This is a genomic window from Pseudomonas sp. Con_6, from assembly GCF_059379395.1.
In genome coordinates, this window is record NZ_CM182011.1 from 6,108,361 (window position 1) to 6,125,724 (window position 17,364).

The window sequence follows — 17,364 nt, forward strand, 5'->3', positions numbered from 1 at the left end:
CATGAAAAAACGCCCTTCTGGGCGTTTTTTCATGGCCTTGCGACCGGTATTGTCTTCATCGCTGGCAAGCCCGCGATGAGGGCATCAGATCAACCGCGAGCTTTGTCGATGATCTCGATGTATTCCGGCGCATTGCGCTGGTCGGCGATCACCTCGACAAAGGTCTTGCCCTGCTCGTCCTTGCCATCCAGGTCATAGCCGGCCTCGACGAAGAACCCGACGAAACGCTCGAAGTCGTCGATGCGCAGGCCGCGGTAGCCCTTGATCAGCTTGTGGTGCGAAGGCGAGGTCAGGCCATCGGCCGGCTCGAAAATGAGGAACGATTTGACGTAGTCGTCGCTGATCTCGTCGCCAATCACCTGCTTCTTGTCTTTACGCATTTCCGACTCCAACTGAACCATCAAGGACATTTTCCAGAGGGCACGCAGTGTACCCCCCGGCACGCCCGCCGCTCAACGCGCGCGAAGGGTTCCGGTGTGCACATCGGCCCAGATATGCCCGTTCGGGTAGCTGAGGAACTGCACATAGACGGTGTCGTTGCGCAGCAGATCGAGGATCACCTGGTACTGCGCCGGCGGATAGTTGAGGGTCAGGGTGCGGCTGGCACTGTCATAGACCGGCTTGCGCAGGCTCTTGCCTTCGCCGTCGAAGCTGATCAGCACCTGGCTGATCGACGCCCCCTGGCTCAGCGGCTTGCCCTTCAGGCGCATCACTTGCGACGAGGTGATCGGCAATGGCTGCTGGTTGGACTGGCGCTGGTTTCCCACCACTACCGAATAGCTGGTGACCTGCAGCAACTGCTGGGTTTCCGGGGTTTCCTGGCGGACCGCCTGTTCGTCCGGCGGCAGGAACTGACTGTGCATCGGCGCTGCGGCCAACGGGAGGCTGATTAACAGGAGAAGCGGGAGGATCGCACGCATGACAGGCTCCTTGTAGGCGGCCTGGCACTCTAGCATGACAGACGGGGCCAAAGCGTTGCACCTGGGCCCCTGCCGTGTTCAATCGAAGTGCGCGCGCATCCAGGCCTGGTAGGCGGCTACTTCCGGCTCGCCTTCCTTCGGCGCCCAGGGCGCCATGTCGCCGTCGGCCACCGGGCGGTAAGGACCCGCCTTGCACTCGAACATCACGCTGTCGCGCTCCAGCACCACCAGGCCATGGAAGGTGCCGGGCGGCATATCTACACCCAGGCATTCGCCCCCGGCCTGCAGGACCCGCTTGTCGATGACCTGGCCGGCCTCATCGAAGATCAGCAGGCCCAACTGGCCCTTGAGCACGATCAGGGTCTCTGCCTTGTCCAGCGCTTGATGGCGGTGGGGCGGAATGTAGGTTTCCGGCTGAAGGCCAACCGCCATGCGATGACACGGGTCGTCCATCTCGTGGAAGTTGTGGTGCTGGCGCCCGCGCGGGCTTTGTCCGGCCTTCTCGGCGATGGCGGTAAACAGCGTCTGGTCCAGATAGGACGATTGGCTCATGACTCAGAGTCCTTTGACGGCATAGATGCCATTAGCATTGCGCCAGTAGCCCTTGTAGTCCATGCCATAACCGAAGACATACCGGTCGACGCAGCTCAGGCCGCAGAAGTCGGCCTTGAGGTCGGCACTGGCCTTGCGGTCATGGTCCTTGTCGATCAACACGGCGGTATAAACGTTGCGGGCACCGGCATGGCGGCAGAAATCGAGGATGGCGCTCAGGGTGTGCCCCTCGTCGAGGATGTCATCGATGATCAGCACGTCGCGGTCGATGAACGAGACTTCCGGCTTGGCCTTCCAGAACAGGTCGCCGCCGCTGGTCTGGTTGCGGTAGCGGGTGGCGTGCAGGTAGGACGACTCCAGCGGGAACTGCAGGTGGGTCAGCAACTTGCCGGCGAAGATCAGGCCACCGTTCATCACGCAGAAGACCACCGGGTTGCTCTCGGCGAGCTTTTCGCTGATCTGCGCGCCAACGCGGGCGATGGCTGCCTCGACTTCGGCCTCGTTGTAGAGGCAGTCGGCCTCGCGCATGACTTGGCGGATGTGCTCGAGATCGGCGGACATGGATGCTCTCCAGGTGGTCAGGATTTGGAAAAGCGGGCAAAGGTACGCATCCGTTGGCACCAGATCAAGCATTTCTGGACTAACGTCCAGTATGCCCCTAGGACACGCGTGACCGAATAGATTAATCTAGCGCGGTTTTTTTGCCCGCATTCCGGAGCCCTCCCCCTATGCCCATCCGTGAGATCCGCCATCCGCTGATCCGCCACAAGCTCGGCCTGATGCGCCGCGCCGATATCAGCACCAAGAATTTTCGCGAACTCGCCCAGGAAGTCGGCGCGCTCCTGACCTATGAAGCCACCCAGGACCTGCCGCTGGAAAGCTACGAAATCGATGGCTGGTGCGGCAAGGTCCAGGCCGAGAAGATCGCCGGCAAGAAGATCACCGTGGTGCCGATCCTGCGTGCCGGCATCGGCATGCTCGACGGCGTCCTCAGCCTGATCCCGGGCGCCAAGGTCAGCGCCGTCGGCGTGGCGCGCAATGAGGAAACCCTAGAAGCCCACACCTACCTGGAAAAGCTCGCCCCGGAAATCGACCAGCGCCTGGCCCTGATCATCGACCCGATGCTGGCCACCGGCGGCTCCATGGTCGCCACCATCGACCTGCTCAAGCGCGCCGGCTGCAAGGACATCCGCGCCATGGTCCTGGTCGCCGCACCGGAAGGCATCGCCGTGGTCGAGAAGGCCCACCCGGACGTCAAGCTGTACACCGCCTCGATCGACGAGCGCCTGAACGAACACGGCTACATCATCCCTGGCCTGGGCGATGCCGGTGACAAGATCTTCGGCACCAAGCAGAAGGACACCTGAGCATGCGGGACGAGTTCAACGACCCGCTGTGGCGCCAGGTCCTCTCCGGCGCGCAGATGCTCTTCGTGGCCTTCGGCGCCCTGGTGCTGATGCCGCTGATCACCGGCCTGGACCCCAACGTCGCGCTGTTCACCGCAGGCCTTGGCACCATCCTGTTCCAGATTGTCACCGGCCGTCAGGTCCCGGTGTTCCTGGCCTCGAGCTTCGCCTTCATCACCCCCATCATCCTCGCCAAGGGCCAGTTCGGCCTGGCCGAGACCATGGGCGGCGTGATGGCCGCGGGCTTCGTCTACACCTTCCTTGGCCTGGCCGTGAAGATCAAGGGCACCGGCTTCATCGACCGCCTGCTGCCGCCGGTGGTGATCGGTCCGGTGATCATCTCCATCGGCCTGGCCATGGCCCCGATCGCCGCCAACATGGCGATGGGCAAGGCCGGTGACGGCAGCGTGCTGATGCCCTACTCCACAGCCATGATGATTTCCATGCCGGCGCTGCTGACCACCCTGATCGTCGCCGTGTTCGGCAAGGGCATCTTCCGCCTGGTGCCGATCATTGCCGGCGTGCTGGTGGGCTTCGCCCTGTCGTTCGCCTTCGGCGTGGTCGACGTGGCCAAGATCGCCGCCGCACCGTGGCTGGAACTGCCGAAGTTCACCGCCCCGGCGTTCAACTGGCAGGCCATTCTGTTCATCGTCCCCGTGGCCCTGGCTCCGGCCATCGAGCACATCGGCGGCGTGATCGCGGTCGGCAGCGTGACCGGTCGCGACTACCTCAAGACCCCGGGCCTGCACCGTACCCTGCTCGGTGACGGCATCGCCACCACCACTGCCGGCCTGTTCGGTGGCCCGCCCAACACCACCTACGCCGAAGTGACCGGCGCGGTGATGCTGACCAAGAACTACAACCCGAAGATCATGACCTGGGCGGCGATCTTCGCCATCACCCTGGCCTTCATCGGCAAGTTCGGCGCGCTGCTGCAGAGCATCCCGGTACCGGTGATGGGCGGCATCCTCTGCCTGCTGTTCGGCTCCATCGCCGCGGTGGGCATGAACACCATGATCCGCCACAAGATCGACCTCGGCGAAGCCCGCAACCTGGTGATCGTCTCGGTGACCCTGGTGTTCGGCATCGGCGGCGTGCTGGTGGGTAGCGGTGACGGCCCGGATGACTGGGGCCTGAAAGGCATCGCCCTGTGCGCAGTGGTAGCGATTGCGCTGAACCTGCTGCTGCCGGGAAATGATGGCTGGAAGAAGAAGGTGATGGACGATCATCTGCCGTGAGCGGATCGACCAACACTTGAACGAAGAAGGGGCTGCAATCGCAGCCCCTTCTGTTTTTCACGCCCGTTCGCAGAGCGTGGTCAGCGCCTCGACCCATTGCGGGTGATCGTTCAGGCATGGCACCAGCACCAGTTCCGCCCCCCCCGCCTCGATGAACTGCTCGCGACCGCGGTCGCCGATTTCTTCCAGGGTCTCGATACAGTCGGCGACGAAGGCCGGGCACATCACCAGCAGCTTCTTCGCCCCGGCCTTGGCCAGCTCATCAAGGCGCGCCTCGGTGTAGGGTTCGATCCACTTGGCCTTGCCCAGGCGCGACTGGAAGGACACCGACCACTTGCCGTCCGGCAGTCCCATCTTTTTCGCGAAGGCCTGGGCCGTGCGCAGGCACTGGCCACGGTAGCAGACGGCGAGCATCTGCGCCGAGGCATCGTGGCAACAGTCGGCTTGCTGGAAGTCGTGCTTGCCAGTGGGGTCGAGCTTCTTCAGATGCCGCTCCGGCAGGCCGTGGAAGCTCAGCAGCAGGTGATCGAAATCCTGCTCCAGGTATGGCTTGGCACTGGCCACCAGGGCGTCGATGTACTCCGGCTGATCATAGAACGGACGCAGCACGCGCATTTCCAGCGGCAGCTTCTGCTCGGCGATGGTCGCTTTCGCCAGTTCTACAACGGTGGTCACTGTACTGTCGGCGAACTGTGGATAAAGCGGCGCCAGGGTGACCTTGCGCACGCCTTGGGCAGCGAGGCGCTGCAGTACCGATGGCAGCGCCGGCTCACCGTAGCGCATGGCGATTTCCACCGGACCGTGGGGCCAGTGCGGCACCATGGCCTCCTGCAGTTTCCGTGTCAGCACTACCAACGGAGACCCCTCCGGCCACCAGATCGAGGCGTAGGCATGGGCGGATTGTTCCGGGCGCTTGATGAGGATCAGCGACACCAGCAGGCGACGCACCGGCCACGGCAGGTCGATCACGTAGGGGTCCATCAGGAACTGGTTGAGGTAACGGCGCACATCGGCGACGGAAGTCGAGGCCGGCGAACCCAGGTTGACCAGCAGCAGAGCGTGATCGGTCATGCAACATCCTTTTCAGAGGCGCGGGGACAAATCGTCCAGCGCCGATTGCACATCGTTGAAACGGAAGGTGAAACCCGCCGCCAGGGCCCGGACCGGGCGGGCGCGCTGGCCACCGAGCAGCAGCGTCGACAGTTCGCCCAATCCTGCCTTGAGCACCAGCCCCGGCAGCGGCATGAACGCCGGCCTGTGCAAGGCGCGCCCCAGGCGCCGGGCGAACTCGCGGTTGCGCACCGGCTCCGGCGCGCAGGCATTATAAGGACCGCTGGCATCATCGCGCTGCAAGAGAAAATCGATCAGGGCGATTTCATCCGCGATATGAATCCACGGCATCCACTGCCGGCCATCGCCGATAGGCCCGCCCAGCCCGAGTTTGAACGGCAGGCGCAGGCGCGACAAAAAGCCGCCCTCCGCCGACAGCACCAACCCGGTACGCAGCAGGACCACGCGGATGCCCAATGCCTCGGCACGTTGCGCGGTTTCTTCCCAGGCGATGCACAGCTGGCTGGCAAAATCCTCCTTCACCGGACGCGAGGCCTCGGTCAGCTCGCGCTCGCCGCCGTCGCCATACCAGCCCACGGCGGAGCCGGAAATCAGTGCGGCCGGACGTTGTTCGCGCCGTTCCAGCCAGCTCAGCAAGTGCTCGCTGAGGGTGATCCGGCTGCCCCACAGCAGCGCCCGGCGCGAGGCCGTCCATGGCCGGTCGGCGATGGGCGCGCCGGCCAGGTTGACCACGGCATCCAGCGGCGCATCGCCATAATCCTGCAATTGGGCAATCCCGCGAACTCCTGCGCCACACAGCTTTCCAACCTGCTCGGGGCGCCGACTCCACACAGTCAGGCGATACCCTTGGCCGAGCCAGTGACGACACAGCTGCTGTCCGATAAGACCCGTACCGCCGGTCAGCAATATATTCATGGCCGTGTCCTCTCTAATGCGTGGGCTGGTCTATTTTTAGAGCAAGGCACTTTTTTGACCGTTCGCTCTGGGATAAACATTAGGCCAACCTGTCGTAACGAGCCGTTCAATCTTATACAGAACATCAGAGTTGTACAGGTTTGTCGACAGCCAAGGCTGTCTGTACCTCACACGGGTTCGAAGAGGCCATCATGACTGTACCTATCGCCATCATCGGTGCCGGCATCGCCGGACTCTCCGCAGCACAGGCATTGCAAGAACAAGGGTTGACCGTGCACCTGTTCGACAAGGGCCACGGCAGTGGCGGACGCATGGCCAGCAAACGCAGTGACGCCGGCGCCCTCGACCTCGGCGCCCAATATTTCACCGCCCGCGACCGGCGCTTCGTCGAGCAGGTCCAGCGCTGGCAGGACAAGGGTTGGGTCGCGGAGTGGAAACCCCAGTTGTACAACTACCGCGATGGCCAGCTCAGCCCTTCGCCGGACGAGCAACTGCGCTGGGTCGGTGTGCCGCGCATGAGCGCGATCACCCGCGGCCTGCTCAAGGACGTCACCGTGAACTTCAGTTGCCGCATCACCGAGGTGTTCCGTGGCAAGCAGTACTGGCACCTGCAGGACACCGAAGGCTGCAGCCATGGCCCGTTCAGCCGGGTCATCGTCGCCGTGCCAGCGCCGCAGGCCACGCCGTTGCTGGCGTGTGCACCGAAACTCGCCGCTACCGCCGCCGGCGTGCAGATGGAGCCGACCTGGGCCATTGCCCTCGGTTTCGACACGCCCCTCGATACCCCGATGCAGGGCTGCTTCGTCCAGGGCTGCGCCCTCGACTGGCTGGCGCGCAACCGCAGCAAGCCGGGCCGCGAGGAACGCCTCGACACCTGGGTACTGCACGCCACCTCGGGCTGGAGCAAGCAGCACATCGACCTGCAGAAGGAAGCGGTGATCGAGCAACTGCTGGGCGACTTCGCCGAACTGGTGGGCTGCGCCGTTCCCGCGCCGAGCTTCACCCTGGCCCACCGCTGGCTCTACGCCCGCCCCGCCGGCAGCCATGAGTGGGGGGCCCTCGCCGACGCTGACCTGGGCCTCTACGCCTGCGGCGACTGGTGCCTGTCGGGACGGGTCGAAGGCGCCTGGCTCAGCGGCCAGGAAGCAGCCCGTCGGCTGATCGAGCACCTGGAATAAATTCGGCCGGCACTACGACCTCTACAGGAATATTGACTTGTACAACTATCGGCCTATGCTGACCAACGTTGTACAGGTTTTTATTTTTGTACAAGAAAGGTCGTATCCAGATGCTCGACACCAAGCCGAAAATCGCCATCAGTGCCTGCCTTGCGGGCGAGGAAGTCCGCTTCAATGGCGGCCACAAGCAATCGCGCCTGTGCACCCATGTACTGGCAGAGCACTTCGAACTGGTCCCCGTCTGTCCGGAAGTGGCGATCGGCCTGGGCGTTCCACGGGCGGCGATCCATCTCGCCGGCGACCCCGAACACCCACGCGCGGTCGGCAGCCGCGACCCGTCCCTGGACGTCACGGATGCCCTGCGCGACTACGCCGTGCACACCGCCGCCGCGCTGGATGACATCTGCGGCTACATCTTCATGCAGAAATCGCCGTCCTGTGGCCTTGAGCGCATCAAGGTCTACCAAGCCAACGGCTATCCCGCCCGCCAGCTCGCCAGCGGCCTGTACGCCGAGCGCTTCTGTGAGCTACGCCCGGACCTGCCGGTGGAAGAAGAAGGTCGCCTGTGCGACCCGGTCCTTCGGGAAAACTTCATCACCCGCGTGCTGGCCTACGCCGACTGGCAGCGCCTGTGCAGCGAGGGCCTGAGCCGGCATGCACTGATCGCCTTCCATTCCCGCTACAAGTACCAGTTGATGGCGCACAACCCCGAGCAATACAAGGTGCTCGGCAAGCTGCTGGGCAGCATGACCCGCCAGGACGATGCCGAACAGGTTGGTGCAGCCTACTTCAGCCAGCTCATGACCGCCCTGCGCCGCTGCGCCAGCCGCGGCACCCATGGCAACGTGCTGATGCACCTCAGCGGCTACCTGCGGCGCTTCCTCGGACCGCAGGACAAACAGGAAATCCGCGGCCTGATCGACCAGTACATGGCTGGCGTGGTGCCTCTCGTCGTGCCGCTGACCCTGCTCAAGCACCACTTGCGCCATCACCCCGATCCCTACTTGCTGGCCCAGGTCTACCTGCAGCCCCACCCGGAAAACCTGAGCTTGCGCAATGCCATCTGAACCTCTGCTGCCGATTCGCGACGTGGCCCGGCTGACCGGGGTCAATCCGGTCACCCTGCGCGCCTGGGAACGGCGCTACGGCCTGGTGGTGCCACAACGCACCAGCAAGGGCCATCGGTTGTACAGCCACGACCAGGTGCAACGGATCCAGGCAATCCTGTCCTGGCTCAACCGCGGTGTCGCGGTCAGCCAGGTGCTTCCGCTGCTTGAGCATGACCAGGCGCCGCAGCCTGTGGCCCAAGGTGACGACTGGCAGGCGCAACGCGCTCATCTGACCGACTGCATCGCCCACCTTGCCGAGCGCCGCCTCGACCAGCAGTTCAACCAGGCAATGGCACTCTATCCGGCGTTCACACTGTGCGAGCAACTCTTGCTGCCACTGCTGGGCGAACTGGAAACCCGCTGGCAGATACACCCTTCGGCTCGGGTGGAACAGGCGTTCTTCCATAGCTGGCTGCGCAGCAAGCTCGGGCTGCGGGTGTACCACAACAACCGCCAGTTGCAGGGGACGCCGGTGTTGCTGGTCGGCGCCGGACGCCAGGTCATCGATCCCGCCCTGTGGCTGTGCGCCTGGCTGGTCAGCGATGCCGGCTATCCGGTGGAGGTCTTCGACCTGGCCTTGCAGGGGCGCGACCTGGCGCTGGCCGTGGAGCAGCTCGACGCCCGGGCACTGCTGCTCAGTGTCCCCGAGGTTACCGACAGCGTACCGCTGAACCGCACCCTGGCACTGATCGAGCCACCGAAACTCCTGTTCGGCGCAGCGGTCACCTTATACAGGCAATTACCTGACCTCGATCCCGGGTGTTACCTGCTCGACTCACCCCTGACGGCGTTGCGCCACTTGCAAGGTCTTGGTCCGCTTGCCCGGCCTGCCACACTCCCCGGAAACTGATACATGCAACTGATATGGCTGCGCAGCGACCTGCGCGTTCACGACAATACCGCGCTGGTCGCCGCCTGTGAGCGTGGTCCGACCCTGGCCTTGTGGCTGACCAGCCCCGGCCAATGGAAAGACCATGACGACGCCCCGTGCAAAGTAGACTTTTGGCTGCGCAACCTGCGTGAGCTCAAGGACGCTCTGGCGCACTACAACATCCCCCTGTTGATACGCCACGCCGAACACTGGGCCAGTGCACCACGGGTAATTCACCAGGTCTGCCGCGAGCACGGCGTGCAGGATGTGCACGTAAACGAGGAATACGGCGTCAACGAAGCACGGCGCGACCGCGAGGTCGGCGAGTTGCTGCAAGGTCACGGCATCACCCTGCACAGCCATCTGGACCAGTTGCTGTTCAAGCCGGGCACCGTGCTGACCAAGAGTGGCAGCTATTTCAAGGTCTTCACCCAGTTCCGCAAGGTCTGCTACCAGCGCCTGCACCACGGTCTGCCAGCGTTGCAGCGCCTGCCGCGCCAGCAGGAAAAGCTCAAGGCCACCAGCGACGAGATACCCGCGTCAATCAAGGGGTTCACACAGCCTTCCGAGGCTTTGCGCGATCATTGGCCCGCCGGTGAAGAACACGCCCGCAAACGGTTGAAAAGTTTCGTCGACGACGTCATGGCGGACTATTCTGTAACACGTGATCTCCCCGCAGTCGACGGAACCAGCCAGTTGTCACCGTACCTGGCCGCCGGGGTGATCTCGGTGCGCCAGTGTCTGCATGCGGCGCTGGCGAGTAATCAGGGCGAATTCGAAAGCGGTAACCCGGGAGCGATCACCTGGATCAACGAACTGCTCTGGCGCGAGTTCTACAAGCATGTGCTGACGGGGTATCCGCGCGTTTCGCGGCACCGTGCCTTCCGTCCCGCCACCGAGGCGGTGCCATGGCGCGATGCCCCGGCGGACCTGGCAGCCTGGCAGGAAGGCCGCACCGGCGTGCCCATCGTCGATGCCGCCATGCGCCAGCTGATCACCACCGGCTGGATGCACAACCGGCTGCGCATGGTAGTGGCGATGTTCCTCAGCAAGAACCTGCTGATCGACTGGCGCGAGGGTGAGCGATTCTTCATGCGTCATCTGATCGACGGCGATCTGGCCGCAAACAACGGTGGTTGGCAGTGGAGCGCCTCCACCGGCACCGACTCGGTGCCTTATTTCCGGGTATTCAACCCGGTAAGTCAGTCCCAGCGCTTCGACAGCAAGGGACGCTTTCTGAAACACTGGCTACCAGAACTGCAGGATTTGGATGACAGGGAAGTTCACAGCCCAGGCGGACTGTTCGCGGTGAAGGGTTATCCACAACCCATCGTCGACCTGAGCATGAGCCGTCAGCGTGCAATCGAGGCATTCAGGCAACTTCCCAAAGACTCCGAAGAAGTAGAACCAAACCGTGACTACTGAGCATCCGAAACGAATCTGGGTCACCGGCGCCAGCACTGGCCTCGGTCATGCATTGGCCTTGCACCTGCTCAGCCTTGGTCATCAGGTGGCGATCAGCGGCCGTGCTCCGTTCGACACCCTGCCGGGCAATCTGTTGCCGAGCTGCCTCATGCTCGACGGCGACCTCAGCGACGCCGCGCAGGCCGAGCGCATGAGCCAGTGCATCCAGGAACGCTGGGGCGCACTGGACATGCTGATCCTCAATGCCGGGGCCTGTGACTATCTGGACGAACAGGCCAGCGGCACGGCACTGTTCGAAGCCCTGATCGCCAGCAACCTGGCGGCCAGCGCCCACGGCCTGGACAGTGCCCTGCCGCTGCTGCTCGCTGGCAGGAAGCCCCATGTCGTGGGGATCCTGAGCAACCTGACAGCGATCCAGCAGCACGAAAGCAGTCAGTGGCCGACAGCGCAGAACAGCATGGGCCAGTGGTTCAGCGAAACCCGCAGCCGGCTTTCGCCTCAGGAAATCGATCTGACCCTGGTCGCCCCGCAAACCCTGAAGAAACCCATCACCCCGAGCATCGTCCTGCCACAGCAATGGACGGCGGATACGGCGGCGCTGGCGATCATCGATCGCTTGCCGCGGCGCATGCCGGAGATGGTGCTGGAGGCGATGTCGATCAGCAGTTTGTGGCCGTTGCGGCGGTGAGTCCTGACACACCAGAGTGATCAAGACCGGATGCTGAGCGCGCACCCACAAAGTCCTGTACAAACCGGAAGATCCCGGCAAAAAGAAAGGTTCTTCACGGTATATCGGGAAACTTGGGGGTTGAATGTTCGGTGTCGGTGTCGCGAGCTTATCCATTGCACCTCGCGCTTCGGCTTCGCCGAAGGGTGCTGCGCACCTGCCCCCGCAAGACACCTCCACTCGGCCGGCCGAGGTCGCAATTTGCGGCGTCTGAACCTTCGCGCACCAAGAGCAAAAGCAAGAGCGCGGCGTCTTGTTATGTTGGGCTATCGATGCCGATCTTGTTTTCGAAGATGGGTCTTTCGTGTCGTCACCCGTAACTCGCGACGTCAGGCGCCGGAGGGAGGGGACCCGGAGCGCAGCGCAGGGCCGGATGCAGGAGCAAGCGGTTTTCGTCTATTTTGCCAAGACAAAATGGACCCGCCGTAGAGGCGGAAGGGGCCGGTGGCTTCGCCGCCCGCAATGGATAAGCTCGCGATACCGATTCCGCCACTAAACCCAAAGCTTCCCGGTATTCCGTGATGAACCAAAAGAAACCCCGCCGAAGCGGGGTTTCCTGTTCAGGCCTCAGAGCGCCATGCGGTAATGCAAGGCATAGCTCTCGACACCATCGTTAGGTTCCTTGAGGCCGGCGTTGGAGTAGTGGATCGCGCGAATCCCCACTTCATGCCCGCCGGCAAAACGCAGGCCGAAGCCGATGCGGTCTTCGAACTGGAAGGCCGAGCCCATGTCGTTGCTTTCATACTTGGTGTGGGCAAATGCAGCGACGCCAATACCGGCCTCGATGTACGGCTTGACCGACCCACCACCAAATTCATAGACGAACACCGGAGCGAACGACAGGCTGTGGTTGCTCGACGTATCGTCCCCTTCCCAATAGGTGTATCCGGCGTCCCAGTAGCCGGTCAGACGGCCGACACTGGTCTGCCACCAACTGGCATCCCAGTCGGACTCGAAGCCGAGGCGATAGGTCATGGTGGAATCGCTGGTCTGGCCAACGGCGAATGTCACGCCAGCGGCCTGCGCAGTGAATACGTGCCCCAGGGTTGCGGCTGCAACCACAGCCAAACAAAGTTTCTTCATGAGAAACGTCCTTTATAGGAAAAGCCGTTTATTGGTGTTTTTGTGTCTCATCAGACAACGTAGTAGAAATCAGCGCTTACAAAGGAGTTCAGTGAGTTTTCGACTTTTTGTGAAAATTTTGTCGATTACCGGGAGAAGCTTTGCACAGAGTCAGATTTATTCCACAACAACGGCAGGATGTTTCTCAAATGTTCAGGGTCGGCGCTGGTCCAGAACTGGGTCGGTCGGGACGGGCCAATAGCAAGAAGATCGCGCTCGGCAAGCAAACGCTGGAGCTGGCGAGCCACGGCGGCGCCGGTATCGATGATTGCCACCGAGGCCGGGACCATCTGGCTCAGCAAGGGCCGCAGGAAGGGATAGTGGGTGCAACCGAGGATAATGGTGTCGCAGCCGGCGGCCAGCAGCGGCTCGACATAGCCCTGGAGCAAGTGGCGCAGGAGCGGACTGCCCAGGTCGCCCGCCTCGATGCGCTCGACCAGCCCCGGGCAGGGCTGAGTGACCACCTGCACATCGGTGGCAAACCGGTCGAGCAAGGCCGCGAACTTGGCGCTCTGCAGCGTGCCGGTAGTCGCCAGTACGCCGACCACACCGCTGCGGGTTGCCGCCGCCGCCGGCTTTACCGCCGGCTCCATGCCAACCAGAGGCCAATGCGGAAAGCGTTCACGCAGGTCCGCGGCGGCAGCCACGGTGGCGGTATTGCAGGCCAGGACCACGGCCTTGGCGCCCTGCTCCTGAAAGAACTCGGCCACGCTGCGGCAGCGCTGGCGGATGAACTCCGGAGATTTCTCGCCGTAGGGGATGTTGCCGCAGTCAGCCACATACAGCAGCGATTCGTCGGGCAGCAGGCGGGCGATCTCGGCCAGCACCGACAGGCCGCCGACGCCGGAATCGAACACGCCTACCGGCGCTGCCGCCGCCTCAGTCATGGGTCGTCCCACACACGGCGCAACCCGGATCGCGCTTGACCCGCAGCTCGCGGAAGCGCGTGCCCAGGGCGTCCACCAGCAGCAGGCGGCCCACCAGCGGCTCGCCGAAACCGGCCAGCAGCTTCAGGGCTTCCAGCGCTTGCAGGCTGCCGACCAGCCCCACCAACGGGCCGACCACGCCGGCCTCGCTGCAGGTCAGTTCGGCCTCGCTGCCATGGCCATACAGGCAGTGGTAGCACGGGCTCTCCGGGCGGCGCGGGTCGAACACCGACAACTGCCCTTCCAGGCGAATCGCCGCACCACTGACCAGCGGCTTGCCGGCCTTGACGCAGGCGGCGTTGACCGCCTCGCGGGTACCGAAGTTGTCCGAGCAATCCAGCACCAGGTCGACCGCTGCTACTGCGGCGGCCAGGGAATCCTCGTCCAGCGCACGACGGTGGGCGACCAGTTCGATATCAGGGTTAAGACCGCGCAGGCGGGCCAGCGCCGAATCGACCTTGGGCTGGCCGACGGAAGCGCCGTCGTGAATGATCTGCCGTTGCAGGTTGGTCAGGTCGACCGTGTCGAAGTCCGCCAGGTGCAGGCTGCCGACCCCCGCCGCCGCCAGGTACAAGGCCACCGGCGAGCCGAGGCCGCCAAGGCCGACGATCAGCGCGCTGGCGTTTTTCAGGCGCAACTGGCCGTCGATATCGATCTGCGCCAGCAGGATCTGCCGGCTGTAGCGCAGCAGTTCCTCGTCGCTCAGCACGGCAGGCGCCCCAGGGTGATGCGCTCGTGCGCGTTGAGGTCAAGGCGGCTTTCGATCTGCTCGAAACCGTGGCGGGCCAGCAGTTCACGTACTGCTGCGGCCTGGTCGTAACCGTGTTCCAGCAGCAGCCAGCCGCCGCCTACCAGGTGCGCCGGGGCCTCGGCGATGATCTGACGCAGATCGTCCAGGCCATCGTGTCCGGCCACCAGGGCGCTGCTCGGCTCGAATCGCACATCGCCGGCCACCAGGTGCGGATCTTCTGCGGCGATGTACGGCGGGTTGCTGATGATCACGTCGAAACGCTGGCCATCCAGTGCGCTGAACCAGTGGCTGACCAGCACGCGAGCGTTGTCCAGTTGCAGGCGTTGGCGATTGCGTTCGGCCAGGGCCACGGCCTCGTCCACACGGTCTACTGCGGTGACCTGCCACTGCCGGCGCTCGCTGGCCAGGGCCAGGGCGATAGCGCCGGTACCGGTGCCGAGGTCGAGGACCCGGGCCTGGTCGGCCGGTTGCAACTGCATGGCGGTCTCCACCAGCAGCTCGGTTTCCGGACGCGGAATCAGGGTGTGCGGGGCGACTTCCAGATCGAGATTCCAGAAGCCCTGCTGGCCGAGGATGTAGGCCACCGGCTCGCCGGCGCGGCGCCGCTGCAGGTAGTCGGCGAAGGTCTGCGCCGCCTCGCTGGCGACGATGCGCTCCGGCCAGGTGTGCAGGTAGCTGCGGCTCTTGCCGATGGCGGCAGCCAGGAGCAATTCAGCGTCCAGGCGCGCGGTGGGCGAGTCGGGAAGCTCCGCGCCGCGGAGCAGGCTGGCAATGATGGTCATTTAGTCACCCAGTGCGGCCAGTTGATCAGCCTGATATTCCGCCAGCAGCGGCTCGATTACAGCGTCGACGCCACCCGCCAGGACATCGTCAAGCGAATAAAGGGTCAGGTTGATACGGTGATCGGTGACACGGCCCTGTGGATAGTTGTAGGTGCGGATGCGCTCGGAGCGGTCGCCCGAGCCCACCAGCAGCTTGCGCTCGGAGGCGATGGCGTTCTGCGCGGCGCTGGTCTGCATGTCGTTGAGTTTGGCCGACAGCCAGGACATCGCCCGTGCGCGGTTCTTGTGCTGCGAACGCTCTTCCTGGCACTCCACAACGATGCCGGTGGGCAAGTGGGTGATGCGGATCGCCGAGTCGGTCTTGTTCACGTGCTGGCCACCGGCGCCGGAAGCGCGGTAGGTGTCCACCCGCAGATCGGCCGGGTTGATCTCGATGGCCACCTGCTCATCAGGCTCCGGCAGCACCGCCACGGTGCACGCAGAGGTGTGGATGCGGCCCTGGGATTCGGTCTCGGGGACCCGCTGCACGCGGTGCGCACCGGACTCGAACTTGAGCTTGCCGTAGACGCTTTCGCCCTCGACCCGGGCGATGATTTCCTTGTAGCCGCCGTGTTCGCCCTCGTTCTCCGAGAGAATCTCCAGGCGCCAGCCACGCCGCTCGGCGTAGCGCGAGTACATGCGGAACAGGTCGCCGGAGAAGATAGCCGCCTCGTCGCCGCCGGTACCGGCACGGATTTCCAGGAACACGTTGCGACCGTCGTTGGGGTCCTTGGGCAGGAGCATGCGCTGCAACTGGTCTTCCAGTTGCTGCAGTTGCTCCTTGGCTTCGCGGACTTCTTCCACGGCCATCTCGCGCAGGTCGGGGTCGCTGTCCTTGAGCAGGGCCTGTGCCCCTTCCAGATCGTCCTGCAGCTTGCGCCACTGCGCAAAGGCTGCAGCCACCGGCTCGACCTCGGCGTATTCACGGGAATAGGCGCGGAAGCGGGTCTGGTCGGAAATGACTTCGGCATCGCCGAGCAGGGCGGTCAGTTCCTCGAAGCGGTCCTGGAGGATGTCCAGTTTGTTCAGCAGCGACGCTTTCATTGCGGGGTTTTATCCGTCGGGCCCTCGTTGAGGGCGAAGAGTTCCTGGGCCATGGCCAGCGCATCGAGGCGGCCTTCGGCGGAGAGCTTTTTCAGTTGCACGCTCGGCGCGTGCAGCAGCTTGTTGGTCAGGCCACGGGCCAGTTGCAGCAGCACGTCCTCGGCATTGGCACCGTTGGCCAGCAGGCGCTGGGCCTTTTGCAGTTCCTCGTCGCGCAGGCGCTCGCTTTGCTGGCGGTAGGCCTTGAGCACGTCCACCGCGGCCAGTTCACGCAGGCGCGACATGAAGTCATCGGCACCAACCGTGACCAACTCTTCGGCGGCCTGGGCAGCGCCCTGGCGGCTCTTGAGGTTTTCCGCGACGACATCGTGCAGGTCGTCGACGGTATAGAGATAGACATCGTCCAGTTCGCCGACCTGCGGCTCGATATCCCGCGGCACGGCAATGTCGACCATGAAGATCGGCTTGTGCCGGCGTTGTTTCAGCGCGCTTTCCACCGCGCCCTTGCCGAGGATCGGTAACTGGCTGGCGGTGGAACTGATGACGATGTCGCTGTTGACCAGTTCCTGCGGGATGTCCGCCAGCAGCACGGCGTGGGCACCGAACTGCTCGGCCAGGGTGCTGGCGCGCTCCAGGGTGCGGTTGGCCACGACGATGCGGCGTACGCCCTGCTCGTGCAGGTGGCGGGCGACCAGGGTGATGGTCTCGCCGGCGCCGATCAGCAGGGCCTGGCTGCGCCCGAGGTCGCTGAAGATCTGCTTGGCCAGGCTGACCGCAGCGAAGGCCACGGACACCGGGTTCTCACCGATCGCGGTATCGGTGCGCACCTGCTTGGCAGCGCTGAAGGTAGCCTGGAACAGGCGCCCCAGCAGCGGGCCGATGGTCCCCGCCTCGCGGGCCACGGCGTAGGCCGACTTCATCTGGCCGAGGATCTGCGGCTCGCCGAGCACCAGTGAGTCGAGCCCGGAGGCGACCCGCATCATGTGCCGGACGGCGTCATGGTCCTCGTGGATGTAGGCACTGGCGCGCAGTTCGTCGATGCTCAACTGGTGATAATCGGCCAGCCAGCGCAAAACGCTGTCCGCCGCCAGGTGGTCCTGCTCGATGTACAGTTCGCTGCGGTTGCAGGTCGAAAGGATCGCGGCTTCGCGGCTGGCGGTCAGTCGGCAGAGCTGCTGCAAGGCTTCGACCAGCTGCTCGGGGGTAAACGCCACGCGCTCGCGTACGTCTACCGAGGCAGTCTTATGGTTGATACCGAGGGCAAGAAAGGCCATTCAAGGTCGCTGGT

General features: G+C 64.0%; 19 protein-coding genes. 7 read left to right on the plus strand and 12 right to left on the minus strand.

Features of this window, described 5'->3' with window-relative positions; all coding sequences use genetic code 11:
* Positions 1 to 89: 89 nt before the first annotated feature.
* From AC5QPF_RS27620 to AC5QPF_RS27635, 4 genes are all read right to left on the minus strand, one after another.
* Positions 90 to 380 (minus strand): PA4642 family protein, encoded by a 291-nt coding sequence (locus tag AC5QPF_RS27620; protein ID WP_494960795.1) that lies wholly within the window; start codon positions 378 to 380, stop codon positions 90 to 92.
* A gap of 72 nt (positions 381 to 452) precedes the next feature.
* A complete protein-coding gene (locus tag AC5QPF_RS27625; RefSeq protein WP_494960796.1) occupies positions 453 to 920 on the minus strand; it encodes a hypothetical protein in 468 nt (155 codons plus the stop codon).
* Between the two features lie 78 nt (positions 921 to 998).
* Complete coding sequence (locus tag AC5QPF_RS27630) at positions 999 to 1,472, minus strand: WbuC family cupin fold metalloprotein (protein ID WP_494960797.1); 474 nt, start codon at positions 1,470 to 1,472, stop codon at positions 999 to 1,001.
* A 3-nt stretch (positions 1,473 to 1,475) separates the two neighbouring features.
* Positions 1,476 to 2,033: a hypoxanthine-guanine phosphoribosyltransferase gene (locus AC5QPF_RS27635; RefSeq protein WP_458979091.1), complete on the minus strand. Its 558-nt coding sequence runs from the start codon at positions 2,031 to 2,033 to the stop codon at positions 1,476 to 1,478.
* A gap of 167 nt (positions 2,034 to 2,200) precedes the next feature.
* On the opposite strand from AC5QPF_RS27635, the gene upp reads away from it, so the two are divergent.
* Entirely contained in the window at positions 2,201 to 2,839 is a 639-nt protein-coding gene (gene upp / locus AC5QPF_RS27640) for a uracil phosphoribosyltransferase (RefSeq protein ID WP_330073818.1), read from the plus strand.
* Between the two features lie 2 nt (positions 2,840 to 2,841).
* A complete protein-coding gene (locus tag AC5QPF_RS27645) occupies positions 2,842 to 4,116 on the plus strand; it encodes a solute carrier family 23 protein (protein WP_494960798.1) in 1,275 nt (424 codons plus the stop codon).
* Between the two features lie 57 nt (positions 4,117 to 4,173).
* Here AC5QPF_RS27645 and hemH read toward each other — a convergent pair whose 3' ends face one another.
* Both hemH and AC5QPF_RS27655 read right to left on the minus strand, forming a co-directional pair.
* The gene (gene hemH / locus AC5QPF_RS27650) at positions 4,174 to 5,187 is read right to left on the minus strand and encodes a ferrochelatase (RefSeq protein ID WP_494960799.1); all 1,014 of its coding nucleotides are present in this window, start codon (positions 5,185 to 5,187) and stop codon (positions 4,174 to 4,176) included.
* A 12-nt stretch (positions 5,188 to 5,199) separates the two neighbouring features.
* On the minus strand, positions 5,200 to 6,102 hold the full coding sequence (locus AC5QPF_RS27655; RefSeq protein ID WP_494960800.1) for a TIGR01777 family oxidoreductase: 903 nt from the start codon (positions 6,100 to 6,102) through the stop codon (positions 5,200 to 5,202).
* Positions 6,103 to 6,293: 191 nt separating this feature from the next.
* Between AC5QPF_RS27655 and AC5QPF_RS27660 the strand changes: the two genes are divergently transcribed.
* From AC5QPF_RS27660 to AC5QPF_RS27680, 5 genes are all read left to right on the plus strand, one after another.
* A complete protein-coding gene (locus AC5QPF_RS27660) occupies positions 6,294 to 7,280 on the plus strand; it encodes an FAD-dependent oxidoreductase (RefSeq protein WP_494960801.1) in 987 nt (328 codons plus the stop codon).
* A gap of 110 nt (positions 7,281 to 7,390) precedes the next feature.
* On the plus strand, positions 7,391 to 8,347 hold the full coding sequence (locus tag AC5QPF_RS27665) for a DUF1722 domain-containing protein (RefSeq protein ID WP_494964265.1): 957 nt from the start codon (positions 7,391 to 7,393) through the stop codon (positions 8,345 to 8,347).
* Positions 8,337 to 9,239 (plus strand): MerR family transcriptional regulator, encoded by a 903-nt coding sequence (locus AC5QPF_RS27670; protein WP_494960802.1) that lies wholly within the window; start codon positions 8,337 to 8,339, stop codon positions 9,237 to 9,239. Before AC5QPF_RS27665 ends, AC5QPF_RS27670 begins: the two co-directional genes overlap by 11 nt.
* Before the next feature lie 3 nt (positions 9,240 to 9,242).
* Complete coding sequence (gene phrB, locus AC5QPF_RS27675; protein ID WP_494960803.1) at positions 9,243 to 10,685, plus strand: deoxyribodipyrimidine photo-lyase; 1,443 nt, start codon at positions 9,243 to 9,245, stop codon at positions 10,683 to 10,685.
* Positions 10,675 to 11,373, plus strand: coding sequence for an SDR family NAD(P)-dependent oxidoreductase (locus tag AC5QPF_RS27680; protein ID WP_494960804.1), 699 nt, complete (start codon positions 10,675 to 10,677; stop codon positions 11,371 to 11,373). Before phrB ends, AC5QPF_RS27680 begins: the two co-directional genes overlap by 11 nt.
* 606 nt (positions 11,374 to 11,979) lie before the next feature.
* Here the strand turns inward: AC5QPF_RS27680 and AC5QPF_RS27685 are convergent.
* The 6 genes from AC5QPF_RS27685 to hemA all read right to left on the minus strand — a co-directional run bounded on the left by AC5QPF_RS27685 (position 11,980) and on the right by hemA (position 17,350).
* Complete coding sequence (locus tag AC5QPF_RS27685) at positions 11,980 to 12,495, minus strand: acyloxyacyl hydrolase (RefSeq protein WP_494960805.1); 516 nt, start codon at positions 12,493 to 12,495, stop codon at positions 11,980 to 11,982.
* A gap of 125 nt (positions 12,496 to 12,620) precedes the next feature.
* Positions 12,621 to 13,421, minus strand: a complete 801-nt coding sequence (gene murI / locus AC5QPF_RS27690) for a glutamate racemase (RefSeq protein WP_494960806.1) — start codon at positions 13,419 to 13,421, stop codon at positions 12,621 to 12,623.
* The gene (locus AC5QPF_RS27695; protein ID WP_494960807.1) at positions 13,414 to 14,169 is read right to left on the minus strand and encodes a molybdopterin-synthase adenylyltransferase MoeB; all 756 of its coding nucleotides are present in this window, start codon (positions 14,167 to 14,169) and stop codon (positions 13,414 to 13,416) included. The genes murI and AC5QPF_RS27695 overlap by 8 nt, the downstream gene beginning before the upstream one ends.
* The gene (gene prmC / locus AC5QPF_RS27700) at positions 14,163 to 14,993 is read right to left on the minus strand and encodes a peptide chain release factor N(5)-glutamine methyltransferase (RefSeq protein WP_494960808.1); all 831 of its coding nucleotides are present in this window, start codon (positions 14,991 to 14,993) and stop codon (positions 14,163 to 14,165) included. Before prmC ends, AC5QPF_RS27695 begins: the two co-directional genes overlap by 7 nt.
* Positions 14,994 to 16,076, minus strand: a complete 1,083-nt coding sequence (prfA, locus tag AC5QPF_RS27705; protein ID WP_494960809.1) for a peptide chain release factor 1 — start codon at positions 16,074 to 16,076, stop codon at positions 14,994 to 14,996.
* Positions 16,073 to 17,350 (minus strand): glutamyl-tRNA reductase, encoded by a 1,278-nt coding sequence (hemA, locus tag AC5QPF_RS27710; RefSeq protein WP_494960810.1) that lies wholly within the window; start codon positions 17,348 to 17,350, stop codon positions 16,073 to 16,075. Before hemA ends, prfA begins: the two co-directional genes overlap by 4 nt.
* Positions 17,351 to 17,364 lie beyond the last annotated feature (14 nt).